The sequence below is a fragment of the Agrococcus sp. BE272 genome (assembly GCF_031457935.1).
Classification (GTDB): Bacteria; Actinomycetota; Actinomycetes; order Actinomycetales; family Microbacteriaceae; genus Agrococcus; species Agrococcus sediminis.
Genome location: NZ_JAVDXL010000001.1, coordinates 1262166 through 1284180, shown reverse-complemented (window position 1 = coordinate 1284180; position 22015 = coordinate 1262166). Strand labels below are relative to the sequence as shown.

General features: G+C 76.3%; 15 protein-coding genes. 5 read left to right on the top strand and 10 right to left on the bottom strand.

What is annotated here, in order from left to right:
- Positions 1-6: 6 nt before the first annotated feature.
- The 3 genes from J2X49_RS06215 to J2X49_RS06205 form a co-directional block, all read right to left on the bottom strand.
- Entirely contained in the window at positions 7-1362 is a 1356-nt protein-coding gene (locus J2X49_RS06215; RefSeq protein WP_310123836.1) for a TIGR01777 family oxidoreductase, read from the bottom strand.
- Between the two features lie 81 nt (positions 1363-1443).
- Positions 1444-1926, bottom strand: a complete 483-nt coding sequence (locus J2X49_RS06210; protein WP_128190126.1) for an SRPBCC family protein — start codon at positions 1924-1926, stop codon at positions 1444-1446.
- 34 nt (positions 1927-1960) lie between these two features.
- Positions 1961-2389 carry an SRPBCC family protein gene (locus J2X49_RS06205; protein WP_164877154.1) on the bottom strand — a complete coding sequence of 143 codons (429 nt, stop codon included), beginning with the start codon at positions 2387-2389 and terminating at the stop codon, positions 1961-1963.
- A gap of 193 nt (positions 2390-2582) precedes the next feature.
- On the opposite strand from J2X49_RS06205, the gene argG reads away from it, so the two are divergent.
- Positions 2583-4004 carry an argininosuccinate synthase gene (argG, locus tag J2X49_RS06200; protein ID WP_246992476.1) on the top strand — a complete coding sequence of 474 codons (1422 nt, stop codon included), beginning with the start codon at positions 2583-2585 and terminating at the stop codon, positions 4002-4004.
- 31 nt (positions 4005-4035) lie between these two features.
- Complete coding sequence (locus J2X49_RS06195; protein ID WP_310123826.1) at positions 4036-5232, top strand: glycosyltransferase; 1197 nt, start codon at positions 4036-4038, stop codon at positions 5230-5232.
- Between the two features lie 52 nt (positions 5233-5284).
- On the opposite strand, the gene J2X49_RS06190 is transcribed toward J2X49_RS06195, so the two are convergent.
- From J2X49_RS06190 to J2X49_RS06180, 3 genes are read right to left on the bottom strand one after another with little or no spacing between them, the layout of a single operon-like run.
- Positions 5285-5986, bottom strand: coding sequence for a glycosyltransferase (locus tag J2X49_RS06190; RefSeq protein ID WP_310123823.1), 702 nt, complete (start codon positions 5984-5986; stop codon positions 5285-5287).
- Positions 5983-7299, bottom strand: coding sequence for a bifunctional PIG-L family deacetylase/class I SAM-dependent methyltransferase (locus tag J2X49_RS06185; protein ID WP_310123821.1), 1317 nt, complete (start codon positions 7297-7299; stop codon positions 5983-5985). Before J2X49_RS06185 ends, J2X49_RS06190 begins: the two co-directional genes overlap by 4 nt.
- Positions 7296-8357 carry an acyl-CoA dehydrogenase gene (locus tag J2X49_RS06180; protein WP_310123819.1) on the bottom strand — a complete coding sequence of 354 codons (1062 nt, stop codon included), beginning with the start codon at positions 8355-8357 and terminating at the stop codon, positions 7296-7298. The genes J2X49_RS06185 and J2X49_RS06180 overlap by 4 nt, the downstream gene beginning before the upstream one ends.
- A gap of 52 nt (positions 8358-8409) precedes the next feature.
- Between J2X49_RS06180 and J2X49_RS06175 the strand changes: the two genes are divergently transcribed.
- Both J2X49_RS06175 and J2X49_RS06170 read left to right on the top strand, forming a co-directional pair.
- Positions 8410-13017, top strand: a complete 4608-nt coding sequence (locus J2X49_RS06175) for an ATP-dependent helicase (RefSeq protein ID WP_310123817.1) — start codon at positions 8410-8412, stop codon at positions 13015-13017.
- Positions 13018-13051: 34 nt separating this feature from the next.
- Positions 13052-13840 (top strand): DNA-formamidopyrimidine glycosylase family protein, encoded by a 789-nt coding sequence (locus tag J2X49_RS06170; protein ID WP_310123814.1) that lies wholly within the window; start codon positions 13052-13054, stop codon positions 13838-13840.
- 324 nt (positions 13841-14164) lie between these two features.
- On the opposite strand, the gene J2X49_RS06165 is transcribed toward J2X49_RS06170, so the two are convergent.
- The 3 genes from J2X49_RS06165 to J2X49_RS06155 form a co-directional block, all read right to left on the bottom strand.
- On the bottom strand, positions 14165-14794 hold the full coding sequence (locus tag J2X49_RS06165) for a TrmH family RNA methyltransferase (RefSeq protein WP_246992488.1): 630 nt from the start codon (positions 14792-14794) through the stop codon (positions 14165-14167).
- Positions 14795-14810: 16 nt separating this feature from the next.
- Positions 14811-15767 carry a class C sortase gene (locus J2X49_RS06160; protein ID WP_310123810.1) on the bottom strand — a complete coding sequence of 319 codons (957 nt, stop codon included), beginning with the start codon at positions 15765-15767 and terminating at the stop codon, positions 14811-14813.
- 101 nt (positions 15768-15868) lie between these two features.
- Entirely contained in the window at positions 15869-20176 is a 4308-nt protein-coding gene (locus J2X49_RS06155; RefSeq protein ID WP_310123807.1) for a SpaH/EbpB family LPXTG-anchored major pilin, read from the bottom strand.
- A gap of 260 nt (positions 20177-20436) precedes the next feature.
- Between J2X49_RS06155 and J2X49_RS06150 the strand changes: the two genes are divergently transcribed.
- Positions 20437-21255, top strand: a complete 819-nt coding sequence (locus J2X49_RS06150) for an HAD-IIA family hydrolase (RefSeq protein ID WP_128189493.1) — start codon at positions 20437-20439, stop codon at positions 21253-21255.
- A gap of 152 nt (positions 21256-21407) precedes the next feature.
- On the opposite strand, the gene J2X49_RS06145 is transcribed toward J2X49_RS06150, so the two are convergent.
- Positions 21408-22007: a hypothetical protein gene (locus tag J2X49_RS06145; RefSeq protein WP_128189494.1), complete on the bottom strand. Its 600-nt coding sequence runs from the start codon at positions 22005-22007 to the stop codon at positions 21408-21410.
- Positions 22008-22015: the final 8 nt, after the last annotated feature.

Sequence of the window (22015 nt, the reverse complement as noted above, 5' to 3'; positions counted from 1 at the left end):
GCCGCGCTACCTGCCGGCCTCGCGCATGCGCCCGAGCTGGTGGCGCAGCGACTGCTCGAGCTGCGGCCGGCGGAAGCGGTGCCCGAGCTCCTGCAGCCGCTCGGGCACCACGCGCTGGTCGGCGAGCGCGAGCTCGCGCATGCCCTGCTCGCCGAGCACCACGCGCGGCCCGAGGGCCGGCGTCGGCAGCAGCGCCGGCCGGTGCAGCACGCGCGCGAGCGTGCGGGCGTACTCGCCCTGCTGCACGGGCTCGGGCGCGACGGCGTTGACCGGCCCCGAGAGCCGCTCGTCGACGAGCGCTCGGTGGTAGACGTCGACGAGGTCGTCGAGGTCGATCCACGACTGCCAGTGCTCGCCGCCCGCGAGCGGGCCGCCGAGCCCCGCCTCGTAGAGCGGCCGCAGCACCATGAGCACGCCGCCGCGCGGCGTCTGCACGAGCCCGGTGCGCACCTGCACCGTGCGCACGCCCGCCTCGGCGGCCGGCTGCGTCTCGGCCTCCCAGTCGACGACGACGCGCGCGAGGAAGTCGTCGCCCGCGCTGCTGCCCTCGGTCAGCGGCTCGTCGCCGCGGTCGACGCCGTAGCGGCCGATCCCCGACGCGCTCACGAAGACCCGCACGCCCGCGGCGGCCGCGAGCTCGGCGAGCCTGCGCGTCGGCCCGATGCGGCTGTCGCGGATGCGCTGCCGGTGCTCGTCGCCGAAGCGGCCGAAGATCGAGGCGCCCGCGAGGTGCACGACCGCGTCGACGCCCTCGAGCAGGTCGGGCGCCGGCGCATCCGGATCCCACCGCCGCTCCCCCGCGCCCGGCTCGTGGCGCACGAGCCGCACGACCTCGTGGCCGCCGGTCGTGAGGAACGCGGTCAGCTGGGTGCCGATGAGGCCGGATGCGCCGGTGACGGCGACCGTCATGGGCGCGGCCGAGGCGGCGGCGTGGGCCGCGAGGTCGTCGGCGAGCTGGCGGTGGCGGTAGACGAACATCGGGCGCAGCGCGCGCGAGCCGATCTGGGTGTCGACGGCGTCGATCACGCGCGTGCCGGTGCCGGAGGCGGTCTCGACCGGCTCGAAGCGGTGCTCGTGGCGCCAGCGGATGGGCCCGAGCGGCATCGAGGCGAGCCCATCGGGCACGCGCTCGTCGACGAACGCGCGGCCGGGCACGAAGCCGGCAGGGTCGTGCTGCGCGACCCAGACCAGCCCGCCCGGGAGCGCGAGCTCGGCGCGCCCGTCGGCGAGCGACTCCGCCTCGCGCTGCACGCGGCCGGGCATCCACGGCGGCAGCATCCGCGGGAAGGCCCCGGGGCGCTCGTGCCAGGCGAAGACCTCGTCGACGCCCGCGTCGACCGTGCTGGAGTGCTCGATGCCCATGGCCGCACGGTACGCGTCGAGCCTGTGCATCCGCGCGGCGGAGCACAGGCTCGACGAGGTGGGCGCCGGGCGCCTGTGGGGCTAGAGGCCCGAGCTGTCGGCGGGGCGCTCGATGTCGCCCTCCCAGCCCTTCTCCGCGGCGTGACGGGCCGGGGCGGCCTCGGCGAGCTCCTTGAAGCGCTTGAGGTCGTGGCCGATCTGGATGTCGTCGACCTGGAGCAGCGCGCCGGCCTGCTCGACGATGCCCTGCGGCTTCCAGTCGATCTGCACGTTGACGCGCGTGGTGTCGTCGTCGATGCGGTGGAAGGTGACGACGCCCGCGTGCGTCTCGCCGTCGAGGCTGCGCCAAGCGACGCGCTCGTCCATGTGCTGCTCGGTGATCTCGGCGTCGAACTCGCGCTCGACCCCCGCGATCGACACGACCCAGTGGAGGCGGTCGTCGGTCTGCTGCGTGATGGACTCGACCCCGCTCATGAACTTCGGGAAGTCCTCGAACTGGGTCCAGAGGGCGTACACGGCGCTGATCGGCGCCTTGACGTCGATGCTGTCGGTGACCTGGGGCATGGTGATGCTCCTCTCGTTGGGTGGTGGAGGCAGGCTAGGCCGCCTTCTCGAACGCTTCCTGCACGAGCGTGCGGAAGCGCAGCAGATCGCAGCGGATGGTGCGCTCGTCGAGCGGCTTCGCATCCGCCGGCGCGCGGTCGTCGCCGCGCGGGGCCCAGACGACGCGCACCATCATGCAGGTGCGGCCGTCGTCGAGGTCGGTGAGGTCGACCCACCACCCCATCGTGGCGAGGTCGACGCTGACCCACGCGATGCGGCGGTCGGGCACCTGCTCGGTGATGAGCGCGTAGAAGCTCGGCTCGACGCCCTCGATCGAGACGCGCCAGCGCAGCCGCTCCTTCGTCTCGGCGAAGACCGAGTCGACGCCGGTCATGAAGCTCGGGAAGCGCTCGAAGTCCGTCCACATGCGGAAGACCTCGTGGCGCGGGGCGTCGATCTCCAGTCGTTCGTCGACCTGCAGCATCGCTTCCTCCAACCAGCCGCCCGTGGCGCTCGGCCCGGGAACGTCCGTTGTCCCCCAAGGCCCCACCATGGCACCGGATCCTGAACGTCACCAGAGGGCGCGTCCCGGCGTGTCCGTGAGCATCGCTCGACCGGGACGGGCATGTGGAGACCGGCGGCACCGCGCGCATCCGCCCCGAACGTAGGATTGAGGCATGTCCAAGGTCCTCTCCTCCCTGCCCGTCGGCGAGCGCGTCGGCATCGCCTTCTCGGGCGGCCTCGACACGTCGTGCGCCGTCGCGTGGATGCGCCACAACGGCGCCGTGCCCTTCACGTACACCGCCGACATCGGGCAGTACGACGAGCCCGACATCGACGCGGTGCCCGGCCGGGCCGGCGAGTACGGCGCCGAGGCCGCGCGCCTCGTCGACGCGAAGGCCGCGCTCGTCGAGGAGGGCCTCGTCGCGCTCGCGACCGGCGCGTTCCACATCCGCTCGGGCGGGCGCACCTACTTCAACACCACGCCGCTCGGCCGCGCCGTGACCGGCATGCTGCTCGTGCGCGCGATGAAGGAGGACGACGTCGAGATCTGGGGCGACGGCTCCACCTACAAGGGCAACGACATCGAGCGCTTCTACCGCTACGGACTGATGGCCAACCCGGCGCTGCGCATCTACAAGCCGTGGCTGGACGCGCGGTTCGTGCGCGAGCTCGGCGGCCGCAAGGAGATGTCGGAGTGGCTCGTCGCGCACGGCTACCCCTACCGCGACGCGACCGAGAAGGCCTACTCGACGGACGCGAACATCTGGGGCGCGACGCACGAGGCGAAGACGCTCGAGCACCTCGACACGTCGATGGAGATCGTCGAGCCCATCATGGGCGTGCGCTTCTGGGACGACGCGGTCGAGATCCCGACCGAGGACGTCGCGATCCGCTTCGAGGCCGGACGCCCCGTCGCGATCGACGGCCAGGAGTTCCCGGATGCGGTGGCGCTCGTGCAGGAGGCCAACGAGATCGGCGGTCGCCATGGCCTCGGCATGAGCGACCAGATCGAGAACCGCATCATCGAGGCGAAGAGCCGCGGCATCTACGAGGCGCCGGGCATGGCGCTGCTGCACATCGCCTACGAGCGCCTGCTGAACGCCATCCACAACGAGGACACCGTCGCCACGTACCACGAGCAGGGCCGCCGGCTCGGGCGCCTCATGTACGAGGGCCGCTGGCTCGACCCGCAGTCGCTCATGCTGCGCGAGTCGATCCAGCGCTGGGTCGGTTCGTCGGTGTCGGGCGAGGTCGTGCTGCGGCTGCGCCGCGGCGAGGACTACACGATCCTGGACACGCGCGGCGAGGGCTTCTCGTACCACCCGGACAAGCTGTCGATGGAGCGCGTCGGCGACGCGGCCTTCGGCCCGGAGGACCGCATCGGGCAGCTGACGATGCGCAACCTCGACATCGCCGACTCGCGCTCGCGGCTCGAGGGCTACGCCGCCGCGGGCCTCATCGAGGGCGAGACGAAGGCGCTGCTCGGCGCGCTCGAGGCGGGTCGTGCCGAGGAGATCATGGTCTCCCCCGACGCCGACCCCGAGGCGCTCGAGCAGTGGAACGACCGCGCCGCGATGGACCTCGGCACGGACTGAACCGACCGGGGCGAGCGGGCGGGGCGCGGGCATGAGGCTCCTGCTGGTCACCGCCGGCTCGCGGGGCGACGTCGAGCCGTTCGTCGCCCTCGGCCGGCGGGCCGTCGCGCGCGGGCACGAGGTGCTGCTCGTCGGCCCCCGGGGCACGGCGGCGCTCGCGTCGGAGGCGACCGGCGTCGAGGTGCGCGAGCTCGACGTCGACTACCGGCGCATGATCGAGGAGCAGGGTGGCTCGCCCGTGCGCGCCATGCGCGCCTTCCGTCGCGTGGTGCGTCCTGCGATGCGCGCGGTGATCGTCGACAGCGCCCGCATCGCCCTCGAGCACGCCCCGGATGCGATCGTGCACCACCCCAAGGTGCTGTCGGCGCCGCTCGCCGCCGCCCGCGTCGGAGCGGCGAGCGTGCTCGCCGAGCTCGTCCCGTCGGTCACCCCGACGTCGGCGTTCCCGGCCGCCGGCACGCTGCCGGCGGGCCCGGCCGCGCTCAACCGCGCGAGCTACCGGTTGACGGCCGCCGCGGGCGCGATGTTCCGCGGCGAGATGCGCGAAGCCTCCGCGCTGCTCGGCGACCCCGTCGCACCGCCGCGCACCGGCGCGACGCTCGTGCCCGTGAGCCCCACGCTGCTGCAGCGCCCCGCCGACTGGCCGCCGTCGGTGCACCTGACCGGGGCGTGGGCGGAGCTCGGCGGCAGCGCCCCGCTCGATCCGGAGCTCGAGCGCTTCCTCGAGGGCGGCGACGTGCTGTCGGTCGGCTTCGGCTCGATGGCGTCCGGCGACCCGCTCCGCCGCGGTGCCGCGTTCGTCGAGGCGGCGCGGGCGCTGGGCCTCCGCACGCTCGTCATGCGCGGCTGGGGCGGCGCCGACGTGCCGGCGCATCTGCTCGGCGCCGACGTGCTCGCGGTCGACGCCGCGCCGCACGAGCACGTGCTGCCGCAGGTGCTCGTCGCCGCGCACCACGGCGGCGCCGGCACCGCGCACGCGACCGTGCGGGCAGGCGCGCCCTCGGTCGTGATGCCGTTCCTCGCCGACCAGCCGTTCTGGGCCGCCGCGCTGCACCGCCGCGGCCTCGCCGCGGCGCCGGTGCGGCGCGGCGCCGACGCCCGTCGGCTCGACGCCGCGATCGAGGACGCCCTCCGCTGCCGCGACCGGGCCGCGGAGGCCGCGCGGCGGATGGCACGCGAGGACGGCACGGGCGCGGCGGTCGACGTGCTCGAGGCGCTCTCGCGCTGAGCGCGGCGAGCGACGCAGCCGCGCGCCGCAGGGCCGGTCAGGCGCAGGCCGGTCAGGCGCAGTCGGGCAGCGCGGCGAGGTAGCTCGCGAAGCCGCCCCGCACCCGGCTGCGGGTGCGGCCCGAGGTCACGACCGCGGCGCGCTCGACCGCGTCGGCGACGGCACCGGCCCCGCGGAGGCGCGCGACGAGGTCGACGTCCTCGTGCAGCCGGACCGGGGCGAACCCGCCGACGCGCGCCAGCGCATCCGCCCGCACCCCGAGGTTCGCCCCGTGCACCGACGCGCCCACCGGGAGGTGGTCATGCGCCGCGCGCCAGGCGGCGAGCGCACCGGGCGGCAGGTGCGCGGCGTCAGGCTCGACGCGACCGACGAGCAGGTCGGCGCCGGCATCGGCGGCGCCGGCGTGGTCGAGCAGCCACGAGCGCGGCACGACGCTGTCGGCGTCGGTCGTCGCGATCCAGTTGCGGCCGTCGGCGGGATCGGCGCCGAGGCCGTGCTCGACGCCGCGCTGCCGGGCGACGCCGACGGCGGCGGCGTCGATCTCGAGCACGTCGGCGCCCGCGGCGCGCGCCACGGCGGCCGTGGCGTCGGCGCACGCGTCGGCGACGACGACGAGGCGCACCTCGATCTCGGGCCGCGCCTCGGCGAGCGCCGCCGCGGCGGCGTGCACGCTCGCGACGCACGCGGCGACCGTCCCGGCCTCGTCGCGCGCCGGCACGACGACGAGCAGGCGGCGGATGCGCGGGGCGCTCACGCGGGCACCAGCACGTCGACGAGGAAGCGCTCGTCGCGGTGCTCGACGATGCGGCGGAGGCCCGGCACGCCGACGGCGAGCGCGTGCACCTCGTCGGCCGAGGCGAGGAGGTCGTCGCCCTCGCCGCGCCAGTGGCACAGCACCATGTGCGCGCCGCGGTCGCGCGCCTGCTCGACGAGCCCGCGGAGCACCCGCGGCTCGACGTAGGAGCCGATCTCGCTGAGCACGACGAGGTCGACGGCGGCCGCTGGGAGGCCGTGCTCGACCGCGCGGTGCTCGATCCAGGCGTTCGCCGCGCCGGCGATCGTGCGGCGCGCCTCGGCGAGCGCGGGGATCGAGGCGTCGACGCCGAGCGCGCCGTCGCAGCGGCCGGCGAGCTCGGCGGTGAGCGTCGCGGTGCCGCAGCCGACCTCGAGCGCCAGGCGGTAGCGCTCCTCGGGCAGCGCAGCGAGCACGACCTGCCGCTTGCGCCGCTCGTACCAGGAGTCGCGGGTCGACCAGGGGTCGCCCTCGCCCGCGTAGCGGTCGTCGAAGGCCGTCGCGGCGGCGGGCGGCGCGAGCAGCAGCCACTCGTCGCCCGCGAACCGCTCGAGCATCGTCGGCGTGAGCACGGCGCGGTCTGCCGGGTGCGGCGAGAGCGGCGCCACCTGCGAGCGGTGCGCGGCGATCGCCGTCGCCTTCGCCGCGCGCGCGGCGTCGTCGAGCGGCACGCGCCGCAGCGCAGCGCCGTCGAACAGCCCCGGCTCGCCCCACAGCCACGACCAGATGGGAGCCCAGGCGCACACGCGGCCGAGCTCGCGCGCGACCGCGGCCGACGCATCCCCCACCGCCTCGTGATCGGGATGCCCGTCGTGCGCCCAGGGCGCGATGACCAGGCCGTCCTCGGGCAGCGCCGCGACGAGCGGCGCGATCGCCGTCACGAGCTCGCGCCGCCGCTCCTGCAGCGCGCCGTCGGGCAGCCCGAGCCGCACGATGCGGGCGCCGAGCCCCGCGAGCGACGCCTCGTGCTCGGCGCGCCGGAGCCGCGCGAGCGCGGTCGGGTCGACGGTCGGCGAGCCCGGGTGCGAGCCCTCGCCGTCGGTCGCGACCACGACGGTGACGGCGGCGCCGCGGCGCGCGGCGGCGAGCATCGAGCCGTAGGCGCCGAGCACCTCGTCGTCGGGGTGCGCGGCGACGACGAGCAGCGCGCTCGGCTCGGCCTCGAGCACCGGCGCCTCGCGGAGCGCCGCGCTCGCGAGCCAGTCGGCGTGGGCGGTGCCGGCGTCGGCGCCGTCGAAGCGCGGCGGCCCGCCGGCGGGCCCGGTCGCGCTCACCACGGTCGCCCCGCGCGGTCGGCGACGAGCGCGGCGCCGAGCGACGCCTGGTCGCGCTCGGCGTGGTGCTGCCGCACGTAGAGCTGCAGGTCGGCCACGCGGCGGGCGTGCTCGGCGTCGAGCGCGAGCGGCCCGGGGCCGAGCGCCCTGCCGACGCGCGCGAGCACCTCCTCGACCGCGCGCGCGACGATCCCGCGGGCGCGGAGCGCGAGCATGCCTGGGTCGTCGACGTCGCCCGCGTCGATCCGGCGGGCGGCGTCGGCGAGCGCCAGGCGGGAGGCGGTGAGCGCCTCGTCGACCGCGCCCAGGTGCGCGAGCCGCAGCGGCGCATCCCCCGCGCCGTCGAGCAGCCGCCTCGCCACGGCCACCGCGCCGCCGTGCCAGCAGGCGGCGACGCCGATGCCGCCCCACGCGAAGCCGGGGCGGCGCAGGTACCAGCCGGGCTCGCCCACCGGCGTCGCCGCGGCGCCGTCGAAGCGCACGGGCCCGGAGGGGATGCCGGTGAGCCCGCGCGCGTGCCAGGCGCCGGCGACGGCCTCGACGCCGGGCTGCTGCAGGTCGACGTCGACGAGCACGCGCTCGTCGCCCTGCCACGCCGAGACGAGCGCGCGGTCGAGCCGGTCGGCGAGCGAGCACCACGGCTTCTCGCCCGTCAGCCGGCCGCCCTCGAGCTCGAGGCGCATGCCGGGGCCCTCGGCGGCGAAGACGCCGTAGGCGCCGGGTCGCGGCTCGACGCCCGCCTCCGCGAGGATCGCGATCGCGTCGAGGTGCGGCTCGACCGCCCGCGCGACCTCGAGGTCGTGGGCGCCGAGCGTCGCGAGCGCCTCGAGCCGCTCGGCGGTCGCGCCGGCCGCGGGCAGCGGCACGGCGGCGGCGAGCGCCGGCCCGGCCGCGAGCGCCGCCGCCACGTCGCTCGGGAGGGCACCCGACGCATCCGCCGCGAGCGCCGCGCCGGTGCCGCGATCGATCGTCACCGCCGCCGTGGGCGAGGGGTCGGCGCCGGCCGCCTCGACGGCGGCGGAGCGCGGGATCGGGGCCGGGTCGGCATGCGCGTGCATCCCCCCATCCTCCCCCGGTCGTCCCCCAAGGCGGCTGTGCTGTACTGAGCCGGTGGGCGACGCGCTCGAGCTGTTCTCCCCCGCGACCAGGGCGTGGTTCACGGGGGCCTTCGCCGCTCCCACCCCCGCGCAGCAGGAGGCGTGGACCTCGATCGCGCGCGGCGACCACACGCTCGTCGTCGCCCCGACCGGCTCCGGCAAGACGCTCGCCGCCTTCCTCTGGTCGATCGACCGGCTGCACCGCGAGGACGCCGAGCCGCACGCCGAGCGGGAGCCCGGCGTGCGGGTGCTCTACGTCTCGCCGCTCAAGGCGCTCGCCGTCGACGTCGACCGCAACCTTCGCGCGCCCCTCGCGGGCATCGCCGCGCAGGGCCGCGCCGACGGCGCCGAGCCGCCGCCCATCCGCATCGGCCTGCGCACCGGCGACACCCCGCAGGAGGAGCGCCGCGCCCAGGCGAAGCACCCGCCGGACATCCTCATCACGACCCCCGAGTCGCTGTTCCTGCTGCTCACGAGCCGCGCCCGCGAGACGCTGCGCACCGTCGAGACGGTGATCGTCGACGAGATCCACGCGGTCGTGCCGACGAAGCGCGGCTCGCACCTCGCGCTCAGCCTCGAGCGGCTCGACGCGCAGCTCGCGCGGCCGGCGCAGCGCATCGGGCTGTCGGCGACCGTGCGGCCCGTCGAGGAGGTCGCCGCGTTCCTCGGCGGGCCGGCGCCGGTGACCGTCGTCGCGCCCCCGAGCGACAAGCGCATCGAGCTCACGATCACCGTGCCCGTCGACGACATGACCGACCTGCGCGCGCCGCAGCAGCGCGAGCGCGCCGGCTCGCCGCCGACCGGCAGCGCCTTCGGGGCCGTCGACCAGCCCGAGCAGCAGTCGATCTGGCCGCACATCGAGCGCGAGGTGCTCGAGCTCGTCGACCGGCACCGCTCGACGATCGTCTTCGTCAACGCGCGCCGCGCGGCCGAGCGGCTCACCGCCAAGCTCAACGAGCTCGACGCCGAGCGCCTCGACGCGCTCGAGGCGGAGGCGGCGGATGCGCCGGAGGGCGCCGGGGACGGCGTCGTCCTGCGCGACGTGGCCGAGCACATCCGCCTCCGCCTCGCCGAGCGCGCCGCGGCGCGCGAGCACGGCGAGAGCGCCGAGGCGGAGGCGCCGCCGCTCGCGCGCGCCCACCACGGCTCGGTGTCGAAGGAGCAGCGGGCCGAGATCGAGGACCAGCTGAAGTCGGGGCGGCTGCGCTGCGTCGTCGCCACCTCGAGCCTCGAGCTCGGCATCGACATGGGCGAGGTCGACCTCGTCGTGCAGGTCGAGTCGCCGCCGAGCACCGCGAGCGGCCTGCAGCGCGTCGGGCGCGCCGGCCACTCGGTGGGCGACGCCTCGCGCGGCGTGATCATCCCGAAGCACCGCGCCGACCTGCTGCACGCGACGGTCGTCGCCGACCGGATGGCGCGCGGCGAGCTCGAGCCGATCCGCATGCCGCGGCACCCGCTCGACGTGCTCGCGCAGCAGACGGTCGCGGCGGCCGCCATGGACGAGCTCGACGTCGACGCGTGGTTCCAGACCGTTCGCCGGGCGGCGCCCTTCGCGCAGCTGCCGCGCGGCGCGTTCGACGCGACGCTCGACCTCGTCTCGGGCGTCTACCCGAGCGACGAGTTCGCCGAGCTGCGGCCGCGCGTCGTGTGGGATCGCGAGGCGGGCACCCTCACGGGGCGGCCGAGCGCGCAGCGGGTCGCCGTCTCCTCCGGCGGCACGATCCCCGACCGCGGCCTGTTCGGCGTGTTCCTCGCGGGCCAGGAGGGCAAGCCCGGCGCGCGCGTCGGCGAGCTCGACGAGGAGATGGTCTACGAGTCGCGCACCGGCGACGTCTTCGCGCTCGGCGCGACGAGCTGGCGGGTGGTCGACATCACCCACGACCGCGTGCTCGTCGTGCCCGCGTTCGGCGAGGTGGGCAAGCTGCCCTTCTGGCACGGCGACGCCGAGGGCAGGCCCGCCGACCTCGGCGCATCCATCGGCCGCGCCACCGCGGCGCTCGCCGCCGGCACGGGCATCGACCTGCCGCACTCCGACGAGCGGGCGATCCGCAACCTCGACGCCTACGTGCGCGACCAGCTGACCGCGACCGGCGCGGTGCCGACCGACGCGCAGCTCGTCGTCGAGCGCTCCCGCGACGAGCTCGGCGACTGGCGGCTCATCGTGCACTCCCCCTGGGGCCGCCGCGTGCACGCGCCGTGGGCGCTCGCCATCGACCGGCGGCTGCGCGAGGACCGCGACCTCGGCGCGGCCGCGATGGCCTCCGACGACGGCATCGTGATCCGCATCCCCGACTCCGACGCCGAGCCGCCCGGCGCCGACCTCATCCGCTTCGAGCCCGACGAGCTCGAGCGCATCGTCGAGACGGAGGCGGGCGGCACGGCGCTGTTCGCGAGCCGCTTCCGCGAGTGCGCGGCGCGGGCGCTGCTGCTGCCGAAGCGCGACCCCGCCCGGCGCGCGCCGCTGTGGCAGCAGCGGCAGCGGGCCGCGCAGCTGCTCGACGTCGCGAAGCGCTACCCCGACTTCCCCATCGTGCTCGAGGCGCTCCGCGAGGTGCTGCAGGACGCCTACGACCTGCCGGCGCTGCGGTCGATCGCCGAGCGGCTGCAGCACGGCGACATCCGCGTCATCGAGGTCGAGACGCCGAGCCCCTCCCCCTTCGCGCACCACCTGCTCTTCGGCTACGTCGGCGCGTTCCTCTACGAGGGCGACGCGCCGCTCGCCGAGCGCCGGGCCGCCGCGCTCACGCTCGACCCGGCGCTGCTCGCCGAGGTGCTCGGGCAGTCGGCGCTGCGCGAGCTGCTCGACCCCGCGATCGTCGAGCGCACCGAGCTCGAGCTGCAGCGCCTCGCGCCCGACCGGCGCGCGAAGGGCGCCGAGGGCGCGGCCGACCTGCTGCGGCTGCTCGGCCCGCTCACCGCCGCCGAGCTCGCCGAGCGCCTCGAGGGCGACGACGGGCCGCTCGACGAGGCCGCCGCGACGGCGCTCGCCGACGGACTCGTCGCCGCCCGCCGCGTCGTGCGCGTGCGCATCGGCGACCGCGAGCCGTACGCCGCGATCGAGGATGTCGCCAGGCTCCGGGACGCGCTCGGCGTGCCGCCGCCGCAAGGCGTGCCCTCGGCGCTGCTCGACACCGTCGCCGACCCGATCGGCGACGTCGTCGCCCGGCACGCACGCACGCACGGGCCGTTCACGGTGGAGGAGGCATCCGCCCGCCTGACGCTCGCGCCCGCCGTCGTGCGGTCGGCCCTGCGGGCGCTCGAGGTGCAGGGGCGCGTCGTGCCCGGCGCCTACCGCGCGCACGGCACCGGCGAGGAGTGGATCGACGCGCAGGTGCTCTCGCGCCTCAAGCGCCGCAGCCTGCAGGCACTGCGCAGCGACGTCGAGCCCGTCGACCACGCCGTCTTCGCCGACCACCTGCTCGCCCACCAGCGCGTCACGCGCCCGCTCACCGGCACCGACGGGGTGCTCGAGGCGATCGACCGGCTCGACGGGGTGCCGCTGCCGCTCAGCGCGCTCGAGACGCTCATCCTGCCCTCGCGCGTGAAGGACTACCGGCCGTCGATGCTCGACGAGCTCACGGCCGCCGGCCTCGTGACCTGGGCGGGCGCGGGGGCGCTCACGGGCCGCGACGGCCGCGTCGTGCTGCGCCCCGCCGACACCGTCGAGCAGCGCCTCGACACCGCGCACGACGACCCCGACGCATCCGCCCTGCTCGAGGCGCTCGGCGGCGGCGGCGCGCTCTTCGCCAAGCAGCTGAGCGACATCCTCGCCTTCGACCTCGCGAAGCTCGGCGAGGTGCTGTGGCCGCTCGTCTGGGCCGGGCGCATCACCAACGACACGATCGCGCCGCTGCGCGCGCACCTGCTCGGCGCCCGCGCGCGCACCGCGCCCGCGCCGAGCCGCCGTGCCGCGCCGGTGAGCCGCCGGCGGCTCGCGACTGCGCGGCCCATGCGCACCGAGGCGCTGCCGACGCTCGCGGGCCGCTGGCTGCTCGCCTCGGCGCCCGCCGGGTCGGCGACCGAGCGCGCCGCGCAGACGGCGGATGCGCTGCTCGCGCGCTACGGGGTCGTCACGCGCGGGAGCGTGGTCGCCGAGGACGTGCCGGGCGGGTTCCACGGCGTCTACCAGGTGCTCAAGGCGTTCGAGGAGGCCGGCCACACCCGCCGCGGCTACTTCGTCGACGGGCTCGGCGCCGCGCAGTTCGCCGACTCGCCGGTCGTCGACGCGCTGCGGGCGCGGCAGTCGAGCGGCCCGTCGGATGCGGTGGCGACCGTGCCGGCCGTCGACCCGGCCAACCCGTTCGGGGCGTCGCTCCCCTGGCCCGAGCCGCGCGGCGACCAGCGGCCCGCCCGGCGCGTCGGCGCGCTCACCACCATCGTCGGCGGTCGCGCCGTGCTGCACCTCGAGCGCGGCGGCCGCTCGCTCGTGACGTTCACCGACGACGAGGCGACGCTCGTGCGCGCGCTCGAGAGCCTCGTCGACGCCGTCGTGCGCGTGAGCCGCAAGCGGCGCGTGATCGAGGAGGTCGACGGCCGCTCGTCGCTCGACCACGACGTCGCCGCGCTGCTCGAGCGCGCGGGGCTGCGGCGCACGCCGCGCGGCTTCAGGATCGGGCCGTGAGCGCCGCTGCCGCTGCGGCCGGCGGGGGCCGCTGATGCCCGAGGGCGACACGATCCACCGCGCCGCCGTGCGGCTCGGCGCGGTGATGGCCGGCCGCGAGCTGACCAGCAGCGACTTCCGCGTGCCGGCGCTCGCGACCGCCGACCTCGCCGGCGAGCGCATCGAGGAGGTGCGCAGCGTCGGCAAGCACCTGCTCATGCGCGGCGAGCGGTGGACGATCCACTCGCACGCCGGCATGGACGGCCTCTGGCACGTGCTCGAGCCCGGACGCCGCGCGCCCGTCGCGACCCACACCATCCGCGTCGTGCTCGCGACCGCCGAGCACGAGATCGTCGGGTCGAGCCTGCCGGTGCTGGAGCTGCTGCCGAGGGAGCGGGACTGGGATGCGGTGGCGCACCTCGGGCCCGACCTGCTCGACCCCGCGTGGGACGACGCGATGGCCGCCGAGGCCGCACGCCGCCTGCGGGCCACGGGCGCGCCCGTCGGGGTGGCGCTGCTCGACCAGCGCGCGGTCGCCGGGCTCGGCAACGTCTACCGGGGCGAGCTGTGCTTCCTGCGCGGGCTGCACCCGACGACGCCCATCGCCGAGGTCGCGGTCGAGCCGCTCGTCGCGCTCGCGCGGCGGCTCATGGTCGCGAACCGCGACCGGGTCGAGCGCACCTTCACGGGCGACACGCGGAACGGCCGGCGCACGTGGGTGTACGGCCGCGGCGGGCGGCCGTGCCTGCGGTGCGGCACGCGCATCCGCGACGCGATGCTCGGCATGGAGGACGGCATGCTGCGGCAGGTGCAGTGGTGCCCGAGGTGCCAGCCGGAGGCGTAGCCGCACCTCGCCGGCCTCTCCGCCGCACCCTCCGCCGGTCGAGCCGTGCTGTCGCCGCACCCTCCGCTGGTCGAGCCGTGCCGTCGCCGCACCCCCTCCGCCGGTCGAGCCGTGCTGTCGCCGGAGGCGACTGCACGAGTCGAGACCACACCGTGGCCGGCCCCTCCGCCGGTCGAGCCGTGCTGTCGCCGGAGGCGACGGCACGAGTCGAGACCACACCGCCGCCGGACGCGGTGGTCTCGACTCGCTCAGCGCCCTGCGGGCGCCGAGCGGCTCGACCAGCGGGTGGGCGCCGAGCGGCTCGACCAGCGGGCTGGGAGGCCCCTACTCGGCCACCGGCGCGTGCACGCGGACCCACTCGTGCATCACGATCGCCGCCGCCGCGGCCGCGTTGATCGAGCGCGTCGAGCCGAACTGCCGGATCGCGACGTGCGCATCCGCCGCCGCGATCGCCGCCTCCGTCAGCCCCGGCCCCTCCTGCCCGAAGAGCAGCGCGCAGCGCTCCGGCAGCGGCGCCGCATCCACGGGCACGCTGCCGGGCGTGTTGTCGACGGCCACGACGACCAGGCCCTCCCCGTGCGCCCACGCCGCGAACGCATCCGCGCTCTCGTGGTGCTCGACGCGCTGGTAGCGGTCGGTGACCATCGCGCCGCGCCGGTTCCAGCGGCGCTTGCCGATGATGTGCACGGCGGATGCGGTGAAGGCGTTGGCGGTGCGCACGATCGACCCGATGTTGAGGTCGTGCTGCCAGTTCTCGATCGCCACGTGGAAGGGGTGCCGCCGGGTGTCGAGGTCGGCGACGATCGCCTCGAGCCGCCAGTAGCGGTAGGCGTCGACGACGTTGCGGCGGTCGCCTTGCTCGAGCAGCTCGGGGTCGTAGCGGTCGTCGGCCGGCCAGGGGCCGGCCCAGGGCCCGACGCCGACCTCGAGCTGGGGCTCGTCGAGGGGGTCCACGCTCCCAGGCTAGGCGTCAGACGATGATGTGGTCGTCGCGGTGGGAGCGGCGCGGCAGGCCCGGCAGCAGGCGGCGCGCGACCGACCCCGGCACGGGCCGCGCGGCGTGCGACCGGTACGCGGCGGCGACGCCCCACCCGCACGCGAGCGCGACCGCCCACCACGGCGGCGCGAGCGGGGCGACCGCCGCGGTCGCCGCGTCGGCCGGGGTGGGGATGCGCTCGCCGGTGACGATGATGCGGTGGCTGTTGACGCCCAGCGGCGTGCAGGTGACGAGGCTCACGAGGTCGCGGCCGCTCTCGGGCAGCAGCAGGTCGGTGTCGCCGGGCTCGATGACCTGCACCTCGCGCACCGCGTAGGAGAGCACCTCGCCGTAGACGTCGACCTCGAAGACGTCGCCGACGACGACCTCGTCGAGGTCGGTGAACAGCACCGACTCGGGCAGCCCGCGGTGCCCGGTGAGCACGCTGTGCGTGCCGGCGCCGCCGACCGGCAGCGCCGAGCCCAGCAGGTGGCCGATGCCGCGGCGCAGGGTCGCCTCGTCGGTGCCGTGGTGGATGGGCAGGTCGACACCGATCGAGGGCACGCGGATGCGCGCCATCACCTCGCCCGGGCCGAGGTCGAGCTGCTCCTCGTAGGCGGCGACGATCGCGCGCTGATCGGCGAGCGGCGTGCGGCCGTAGGGGTCGATGAGCGCGCCGCCGCGGAGCGACGCGTTGTAGTCGCGCGCGGCGGCGAGCTCCTCGAGGCGCCCCTCGGGCCCGAGCTGCTCCATGACGTCGGCGTAGGCGTCGACGCGGCCGCGCTGCTCGAGCTGCGAGAACCAGCTGGCCGCCGTGGGGTAGAGCAGCACCGCGACGCCCACCATCGCCATGACGGCGACGGCGAGCGTCGACCGCGGCGCCCGGCGACGCCCTCGGGCCCCTGACACGGGCACGGGATGCGCCGCGAGCGGGGAGGCGAGGGTCGTCACGGTGCTCCTGCGGTCGGGGCGGGATCCGCGCCGGGGTCCGGGCGCGGATGCGGTGCAGCCCCGCGGCGGAGGGGTGCCTCTGCCGCGGGGCCGCGAGAGGATCAGGCCTGCTGGTCGGCCGTGCGGCGGCGGCGCACGAGGGCGACGCCGAGGGCGAGCAGGAGCAGGCCCGCGCCGCCGATCAGGAACATCGTCTGGCCGTCGCCACCGGTGACGGGGAGCGCGTAGGCGGGCGCCTGCTCGTTCTCGACCGTGACCTCGATGGCGTCGGAGCTGCCCGTCGCGACCTGGAACGCGTGCACGCGGTCGGCCTCGGCGGCCGGCAGCAGGTAGCCGGCGGGCGCCTCGATCTCGACGAGCTGGTACTCGAGGGCGGTCGTGCCGTCGGTGCGGAGGCCGGGGATGCGGATGAAGCCGTGGGCGTCGGTCGTGTACCGGATCGGCTCGGTCGTGCCCTGCTGGAGCAGCGGCACGCCGTCGGCGTCACGCAGCTCGAAGACCGCGCCGGCGAGGCCGCGGCCCGGGAGCGCGCCGTCGGGGGTGGTGCCGTCGTGCTTGAAGAGCTCGACCGCGCCCCAGGCGTCGGTGCCGGCGGCGGCCGGGACCGTCGCGCCGTTCACGGAGACGGCGGCGTCGCCGACGAGGCGGCCGTCGCCGAGCGCCTGCACGGTCGTCTCGTAGGCGACGTCGACTGCGGCGCCCGGGCTGGCGATGAGGGCCTGGAGGCCGGGGGCGAGGAAGGTGACGGTCAGCGTGCCGCCGGCCTCGCCGGCCGCGGGGGCGGCGATCGTGTAGTCGACGCCCTCGACGAGGGTCGTGCTGCCGAGCGCGACGACGAGCGAGCCGTCGACGAGCGCGACGCGCGGGTCGAGCTCGGTCGTCACGGCGTAGGCGTCGAGGCCCGTGCCCTGCGTCGCCTTCGGCGCGCGCGTGGCGATGGTCCAGCCGATGCGGGTGCCGACGACCTGGTGATCGGCGTCACTCGCAGCGATGGTCGCGAGCGCCGTGGTGCTCTTGGGGTAGACGTGCACGTCGTAGAGCCAGTCGCTCGTCGCCTCGACCGCCTGCGGCAGGACGACGAGGAACGGCTCGGCGGGGATGACGACGGCGGGGGCGCCGGGCGTCGCGGCCGGGGCACCCGACTGCTGCACGACGTACAGCCCGAGGGGCAGGCCGGTGAAGGCGGTCTCGCCGGTCGCGCCGGTGGTCTGGGGCGGCAGCGCGTCGAGCGCGTAGGGCGACGCCGGGTCGGTGAGCCCGCTCGCGGTCAGCGTCGGCACGAGCTCCCAGAAGCCGTCGTCGCGCGGGTCGAGGCCCGCGACGCGGCTCACGGTGTACTCGACGCCGGCGATCGCCTCGAGGCCGTCGACGGCGGCGGCGTCGAGCGGCTCGCCGGTGCCGATCGAGCCGTCGGCTGCGGGCTGCTCGAAGGCGTGGACGACGATCGAGCCGGTCGCGGCCGGGTCGGCGTCGATGGTCGAGGCGGCCGACGCGGGTGCCGCGGCGCCGAGGACGGCGACGGTCGCGATCGCGACGGCGCCGACGCCGGCGGCGAGGCGCGCCGCTCGGCGGGTGGAGATGGTTGCCATGGTGGCGGTTCCTTCCTGGGGTGATGCAGAGGTCTGGGGTGATGCGGAGGTCTGGGGCTCGGGCCGGGCCTGGGGGTCGCGGATGCGCCAGCCGCGTCGCGCGCGGACGGCGAGGACGCCGGTGGCGAGCAGCAGCAGCGCGAGGCCGCCGATCCGGTAGGCGTCGGCGCCCAGACCGCCGGTGAGCGGCAGCACGAGCGGCAGGGGCGCGGCAGCGACGAAGCGGTAGATCGCGGTGCTGCGCGCGTCGACGACCGCCGTCGGCGAGGCGACCGCCTCCCACGCGCGCTCGTCGAGCTCGCCGGCGGCGCCGACGGCGCCCGTGTAGCGCTCGAGGCGCAGCGGCACGTGGAGCGCGTCGGAGGCGGCGGTGAGCTCGTAGGCCCGGCCGGGCCGCACCTCGATGGCGCTCGCCTCGGCGAGCGCGTCGGTGCCGGCGCGGGTCGCGGCCGGCAGCGACGGCGTGCCCGCGGCGGGGGTCGCCGTCAGCTGGAAGTCGGCCGGCTGCAGCGAGCCGCCGCCCTCGACGCGCTGCAGGAGCACGAGCTGCGCCGTGGAGTGCACGATCGTGCAGGTGACGCTCGCGCCCTCGGGCACGACGACGCTCGAGCCGGTCGCGGCGACGGCACTGCCGGCGGCGTCGGCGCAGCGCCATGCCTCGCCGTCGACGAGCTCCGGGGCGTAGGTCGCGGGGCCTCCGGTCGCGCTCAGCGCGTAGGCGATGCCCGGGGTGACGGCGGCCGACGCGCCCGTGGTCCCCGACGGGCCGGCGAGCGATCCTGCGGGGCCGGCGGCCCCGAGGGTCCAGCTCGAGGCCGCGGCGCCGCCGATCGCCTCGGTCACGAGCGTCAGCGTCGTCGGCATCGCCCGGTTCACGAACCGGCAGTCGACGGTCGAGCCGGCCGCGACGCCCGGGACGCTGCCGCCGGTCGCGCTCGCGAAGGCCACGGTCGAGGTCGCGCCGCCCGGCGCGGTCACCGTGCACGAGGCGCTCACGAGCGCGAAGCCCGGCTGCTGCACCTCGCCGACCGCGATCGAGGCGACCGAGGCGGCGGTGCTGTGGCGCACCGTCCAGCGGGCGGCGCCGTCGGTGCCGGTCAGCTGGCCGCTCGGGGAGGCGGCGGGGGCCTGCGCCACGGCGCCGGCGGTGGCCGAGGCGGAGGCGGTCACCGCCCAGCCGGCACGCGCCTGCCGCGCCCCGCCCGACGCATCCACCACGTCCTTCCGCACGATCACGGTCGTGACGAGCGGGGTGTTCGTGAAGGTGCAGACCACCTGCGCGCCCGTCGCCCCGGTGGTCGCGGGGATCGTGACGGCCTGCGATGCGCCGGAGCCCGAGGGGGCGGCTCCGGTGCACGCGAGCGAGGCGCCGTAGGCGGCGGCGTCGATGGCGGCGCCCGAGCCCATGAGCTCGCGCACGGTGTAGGTCTGGCCGGCGCGCACGGGCGCGGTCGCGATCGTCGCGGCCTGCACGCCGAGGGCGTCGCCCGCGGTCGTGGCGGTGCGGCGCACAGCGCCGTCGGCGGTGCGCAGCTCGAGGCGGAACTGGTCACCGGCCTGCGCCCGGCCCACGACGTCCTTGCGGATCGTGAGGCTCGGCGGCGTGCCGCAGCTGGCGAGGTCGGTGCTCGAGCCGCCGATGCTGAGGGGGGCCACGTCGAGCTGCGCGAACGTGAGCGGGTCGAACCGGGCCGCGGATGCGTCGTCCCCGAGCACGACCGAGCCGTCGGGCGTGAAGGCGACGCCGTTGACGCCCGTGAGCGCGCCGAGCGTGTGCGGGCCGCTCGCGGTCGCGGGCAGCGCGCCGCCGGTCGCGGCCGCGACGGATGCGGCGGGCACCGCATAGGTGGTCACGCTCGAGCCCGAGGCGGAGACGAGCACGAGGTTGCCCGCGGCGTCGAACGCCAGGTCGCCGTTGCTGCCGGAGGAGCTCACGACGCCGGTGTCGATCGTGCCGACCGTCGAGAACGCGGAGGTCGCGGGGTCGAAGCGGTGGATGGCGAAGGCGACCGTGCCGGTGGCCGCACCCGTGACGCCGAAGTAGTAGCGGCCGTCGTGGCCGACGGCGCCGGCGACGATCGTGCCCGTGCCCGGCGGGTCCCACGCGGTGCCCGGCAGCCGCTGGAAGCCGTCGGTCGTGCGGTAGCGCAGGATCTGCACGACCTGGTCGCCGCTGCGCTGGAGCGCGAACATCGCCTCGCCGTCGGCGCCGATGCCGAGCGCGTTGACGTCGCCCGCCAGCCCGCTCCAGCCGCCGAAGCCCGCGCTGGTGCCCGTGCTCGAGACGGAACGCACGTCACCGGTGCGCGAGACGGCGTAGGCGGTGCCGGCCGCGCAGGTGGCCGCGGGCCACGAGACGGGGCCGGTGCGGCGCACGACGACGTCGCCGAGGTCGCGGGTGCCGTCCCAGCTGTTGCTCGGCTGCGTCACGAGCGGCGTGGCCGAGACGAACTCGTACCCGGCGGGCGCCGAGACGGGGGTCACCCGGAACGAGCGGTTGCCGGTGCCGAAGGCGACGACCTGCAGCTCGCCGCCGTCGGGATCGCGGTCGCCCGAGCTGCATGAGGCGGCGCAGTCGGCGATCGTCGTCAGCCCGTCGGTCCAGGAGCTCGGGTTGCCGCCGTTCTCGGAGCCGACGGTGAAGGCGGCGCCGGGCACGCGCGCGCCCGCGGCGTCGACGACCTCCCAGTAGAGCGTGCCGCCGAGGCCCGACTCCGGCCCGGGCACGGCGCTCGCGGCCGTCGGCGCGAGCACGACCGCCAGCAGCACGGCGACGCAGGACGCCGCGAGCGCCGCGAGCGCGCGGCGGACGGCGGACATCCGTGCGGGCATGGCGAGGAGACCTTCGTGACAGGTTGGGTGCATCGGGATCGCGGCGTGCGCATGCGAGCGCGCTGCCTCGCGGACCCCGGCGCTGGGGTGCCATCAACGTATTGAGCAACCCTCAGCGCGAACGGGAGTTGGCTGGAGGATTCCTCAAGATCAGCCGATGCAACCTCAGGCTTCGCCCAGGATGATTCAAAACCGAACGAATTCGGATGTTCACGCCGCCGACACACGCCGCCGCGTAGCCTGATGCCATGCGCACCCGTGCCGACATCGAATGCTGGCTCACCGACATGGACGGCGTGCTCGTCCACGAGGAGCGGCCCCTCCCCGGCGCCAAGGAGCTCCTGCAGCAGTGGCAGGACCGCGGCGTCGAGTTCCTGGTGCTCACCAACAACTCGATCTTCACGCCCCGCGACCTCGCGGCGCGCCTCAAGGCATCCGGCCTCCACGTGCCCGAGGAGCGGCTGTGGACGAGCGCGCTCGCCACCGCCGACTTCCTGCACGACCAGATGCCGGGCGGCTCGGCCTTCGTGATCGGCGAGGCGGGCCTCATCACCGCGCTGCACGAGATCGGCTTCACGATGCGCGAGACCGACCCCGACTTCGTGGTGATCGGCGAGACGCGCTCGTACTCGTTCGAGGCGATCACGAAGGCGATCCGGCTCATCGCCGGCGGCGCGCGGTTCATCTCGACCAACCCCGACGCGACCGGCCCGAGCGCCAACGGCATCCTGCCCGCGACCGGCGCGATCAACGCGCTCATCACCAAGGCGACCGGCCGCGTGCCCTACATCGTCGGCAAGCCCAACCCGATGATGTTCCGCTCGGCGCTCAACAAGATCGGCGCCCACTCGGAGGTCACCGGCATGATCGGCGACCGCATGGACACCGACATCATCGCGGGCATGGAGGCGGGCCTGCACACGGTGCTCGTGATGACCGGCATCTCGGACCCGTCGCTCGTCGAGACCTACCCGTTCCGCCCCGACGAGATGCTCGAGGGCGTCTTCGAGCTCGTCGAGCCCGACGTGCCCGAGTCGGAGCTCGACGAGCCGCGCGCCGACGTCTGAGGCGCGATCCCCGTTCGCCGACCGGCCCTGTTCGCCGACCGGCCCGGTTCGCCGACCGGCTCTGTGCGCGGCCGGCCGGATAGTCCGGTCGGCGCCGCACAGAGCCGGTTGACGGACGACGAGTGGGCGGATGCGCGGGGGCGCGCGGGTGCTCAGGCCTCCGAGAGCAGGCGGATGACGAGCGCCCCGAAGGCACCGGCCGCCACGGCGACCGCGAGCGCCGCGGGCGCGACCAGCTGGTCGACGGGGCGGTGCGGCACCTCCCGCGCGTCGAGGCCGTCGAGGCGGATCCAGCCGAACAGCGCCGCGCGGCCGCGCCGCACGACCATGCCGCCGAGCGCGAGCGCGAGCAGCGCGGCGACGCCCGCGACGAGCAGCCACGCCCACGCGATCGTCGCACCCGGAGCCGCCTGGAACGGCGCGAGCGCGAGCGCGCCGAGCATCACCGGCAGCACCCACCACATGGTGGGCGGGCCGAAGCCGCGCGCGACGACGATGCCGAGCAGCGCGCCGACGGCGAGCACGACGACGCCCATGAGCAGCCCGCCCCAGCCGGCCACCTGGCATACGGTCTCGGAGTGCACGCCGCACGCGCCGTCGTCGAACGAGATGAGCAGCCCGCCGGCCTTGGCGGCCGCGGCCGCGCCGAAGCCGACCGCCGCCCACGACGTCACGAGCCCGAGCCATCCGGTGCCGGGCTCGCCCGCGACGATCCGCGGGGGCGGCTTGAGGAGGCGCTCGGCGAAGCTCACGCCTCCAC

What these genes read in the sequence shown, in the direction of transcription:
- J2X49_RS06155 (WP_310123807.1), bottom strand. Translation starts at nt 20,176, where the DNA reads ATGTCCGCCGTCCGCCGCGCGCTCGCGGCGCTCGCGGCGTCCTGCGTC.
- J2X49_RS06215 (WP_310123836.1), bottom strand. Translation starts at nt 1,362, where the DNA reads ATGGGCATCGAGCACTCCAGCACGGTCGACGCGGGCGTCGACGAGGTC.
- J2X49_RS06205 (WP_164877154.1), bottom strand. Translation starts at nt 2,389, where the DNA reads ATGCTGCAGGTCGACGAACGACTGGAGATCGACGCCCCGCGCCACGAG.
- J2X49_RS06195 (WP_310123826.1), top strand. Translation starts at nt 4,036, where the DNA reads ATGAGGCTCCTGCTGGTCACCGCCGGCTCGCGGGGCGACGTCGAGCCG.
- argG (WP_246992476.1), top strand. Translation starts at nt 2,583, where the DNA reads ATGTCCAAGGTCCTCTCCTCCCTGCCCGTCGGCGAGCGCGTCGGCATC.
- J2X49_RS06170 (WP_310123814.1), top strand. Translation starts at nt 13,052, where the DNA reads ATGCCCGAGGGCGACACGATCCACCGCGCCGCCGTGCGGCTCGGCGCG.
- J2X49_RS06210 (WP_128190126.1), bottom strand. Translation starts at nt 1,926, where the DNA reads ATGCCCCAGGTCACCGACAGCATCGACGTCAAGGCGCCGATCAGCGCC.
- J2X49_RS06180 (WP_310123819.1), bottom strand. Translation starts at nt 8,357, where the DNA reads ATGCACGCGCATGCCGACCCGGCCCCGATCCCGCGCTCCGCCGCCGTC.
- J2X49_RS06150 (WP_128189493.1), top strand. Translation starts at nt 20,437, where the DNA reads ATGCGCACCCGTGCCGACATCGAATGCTGGCTCACCGACATGGACGGC.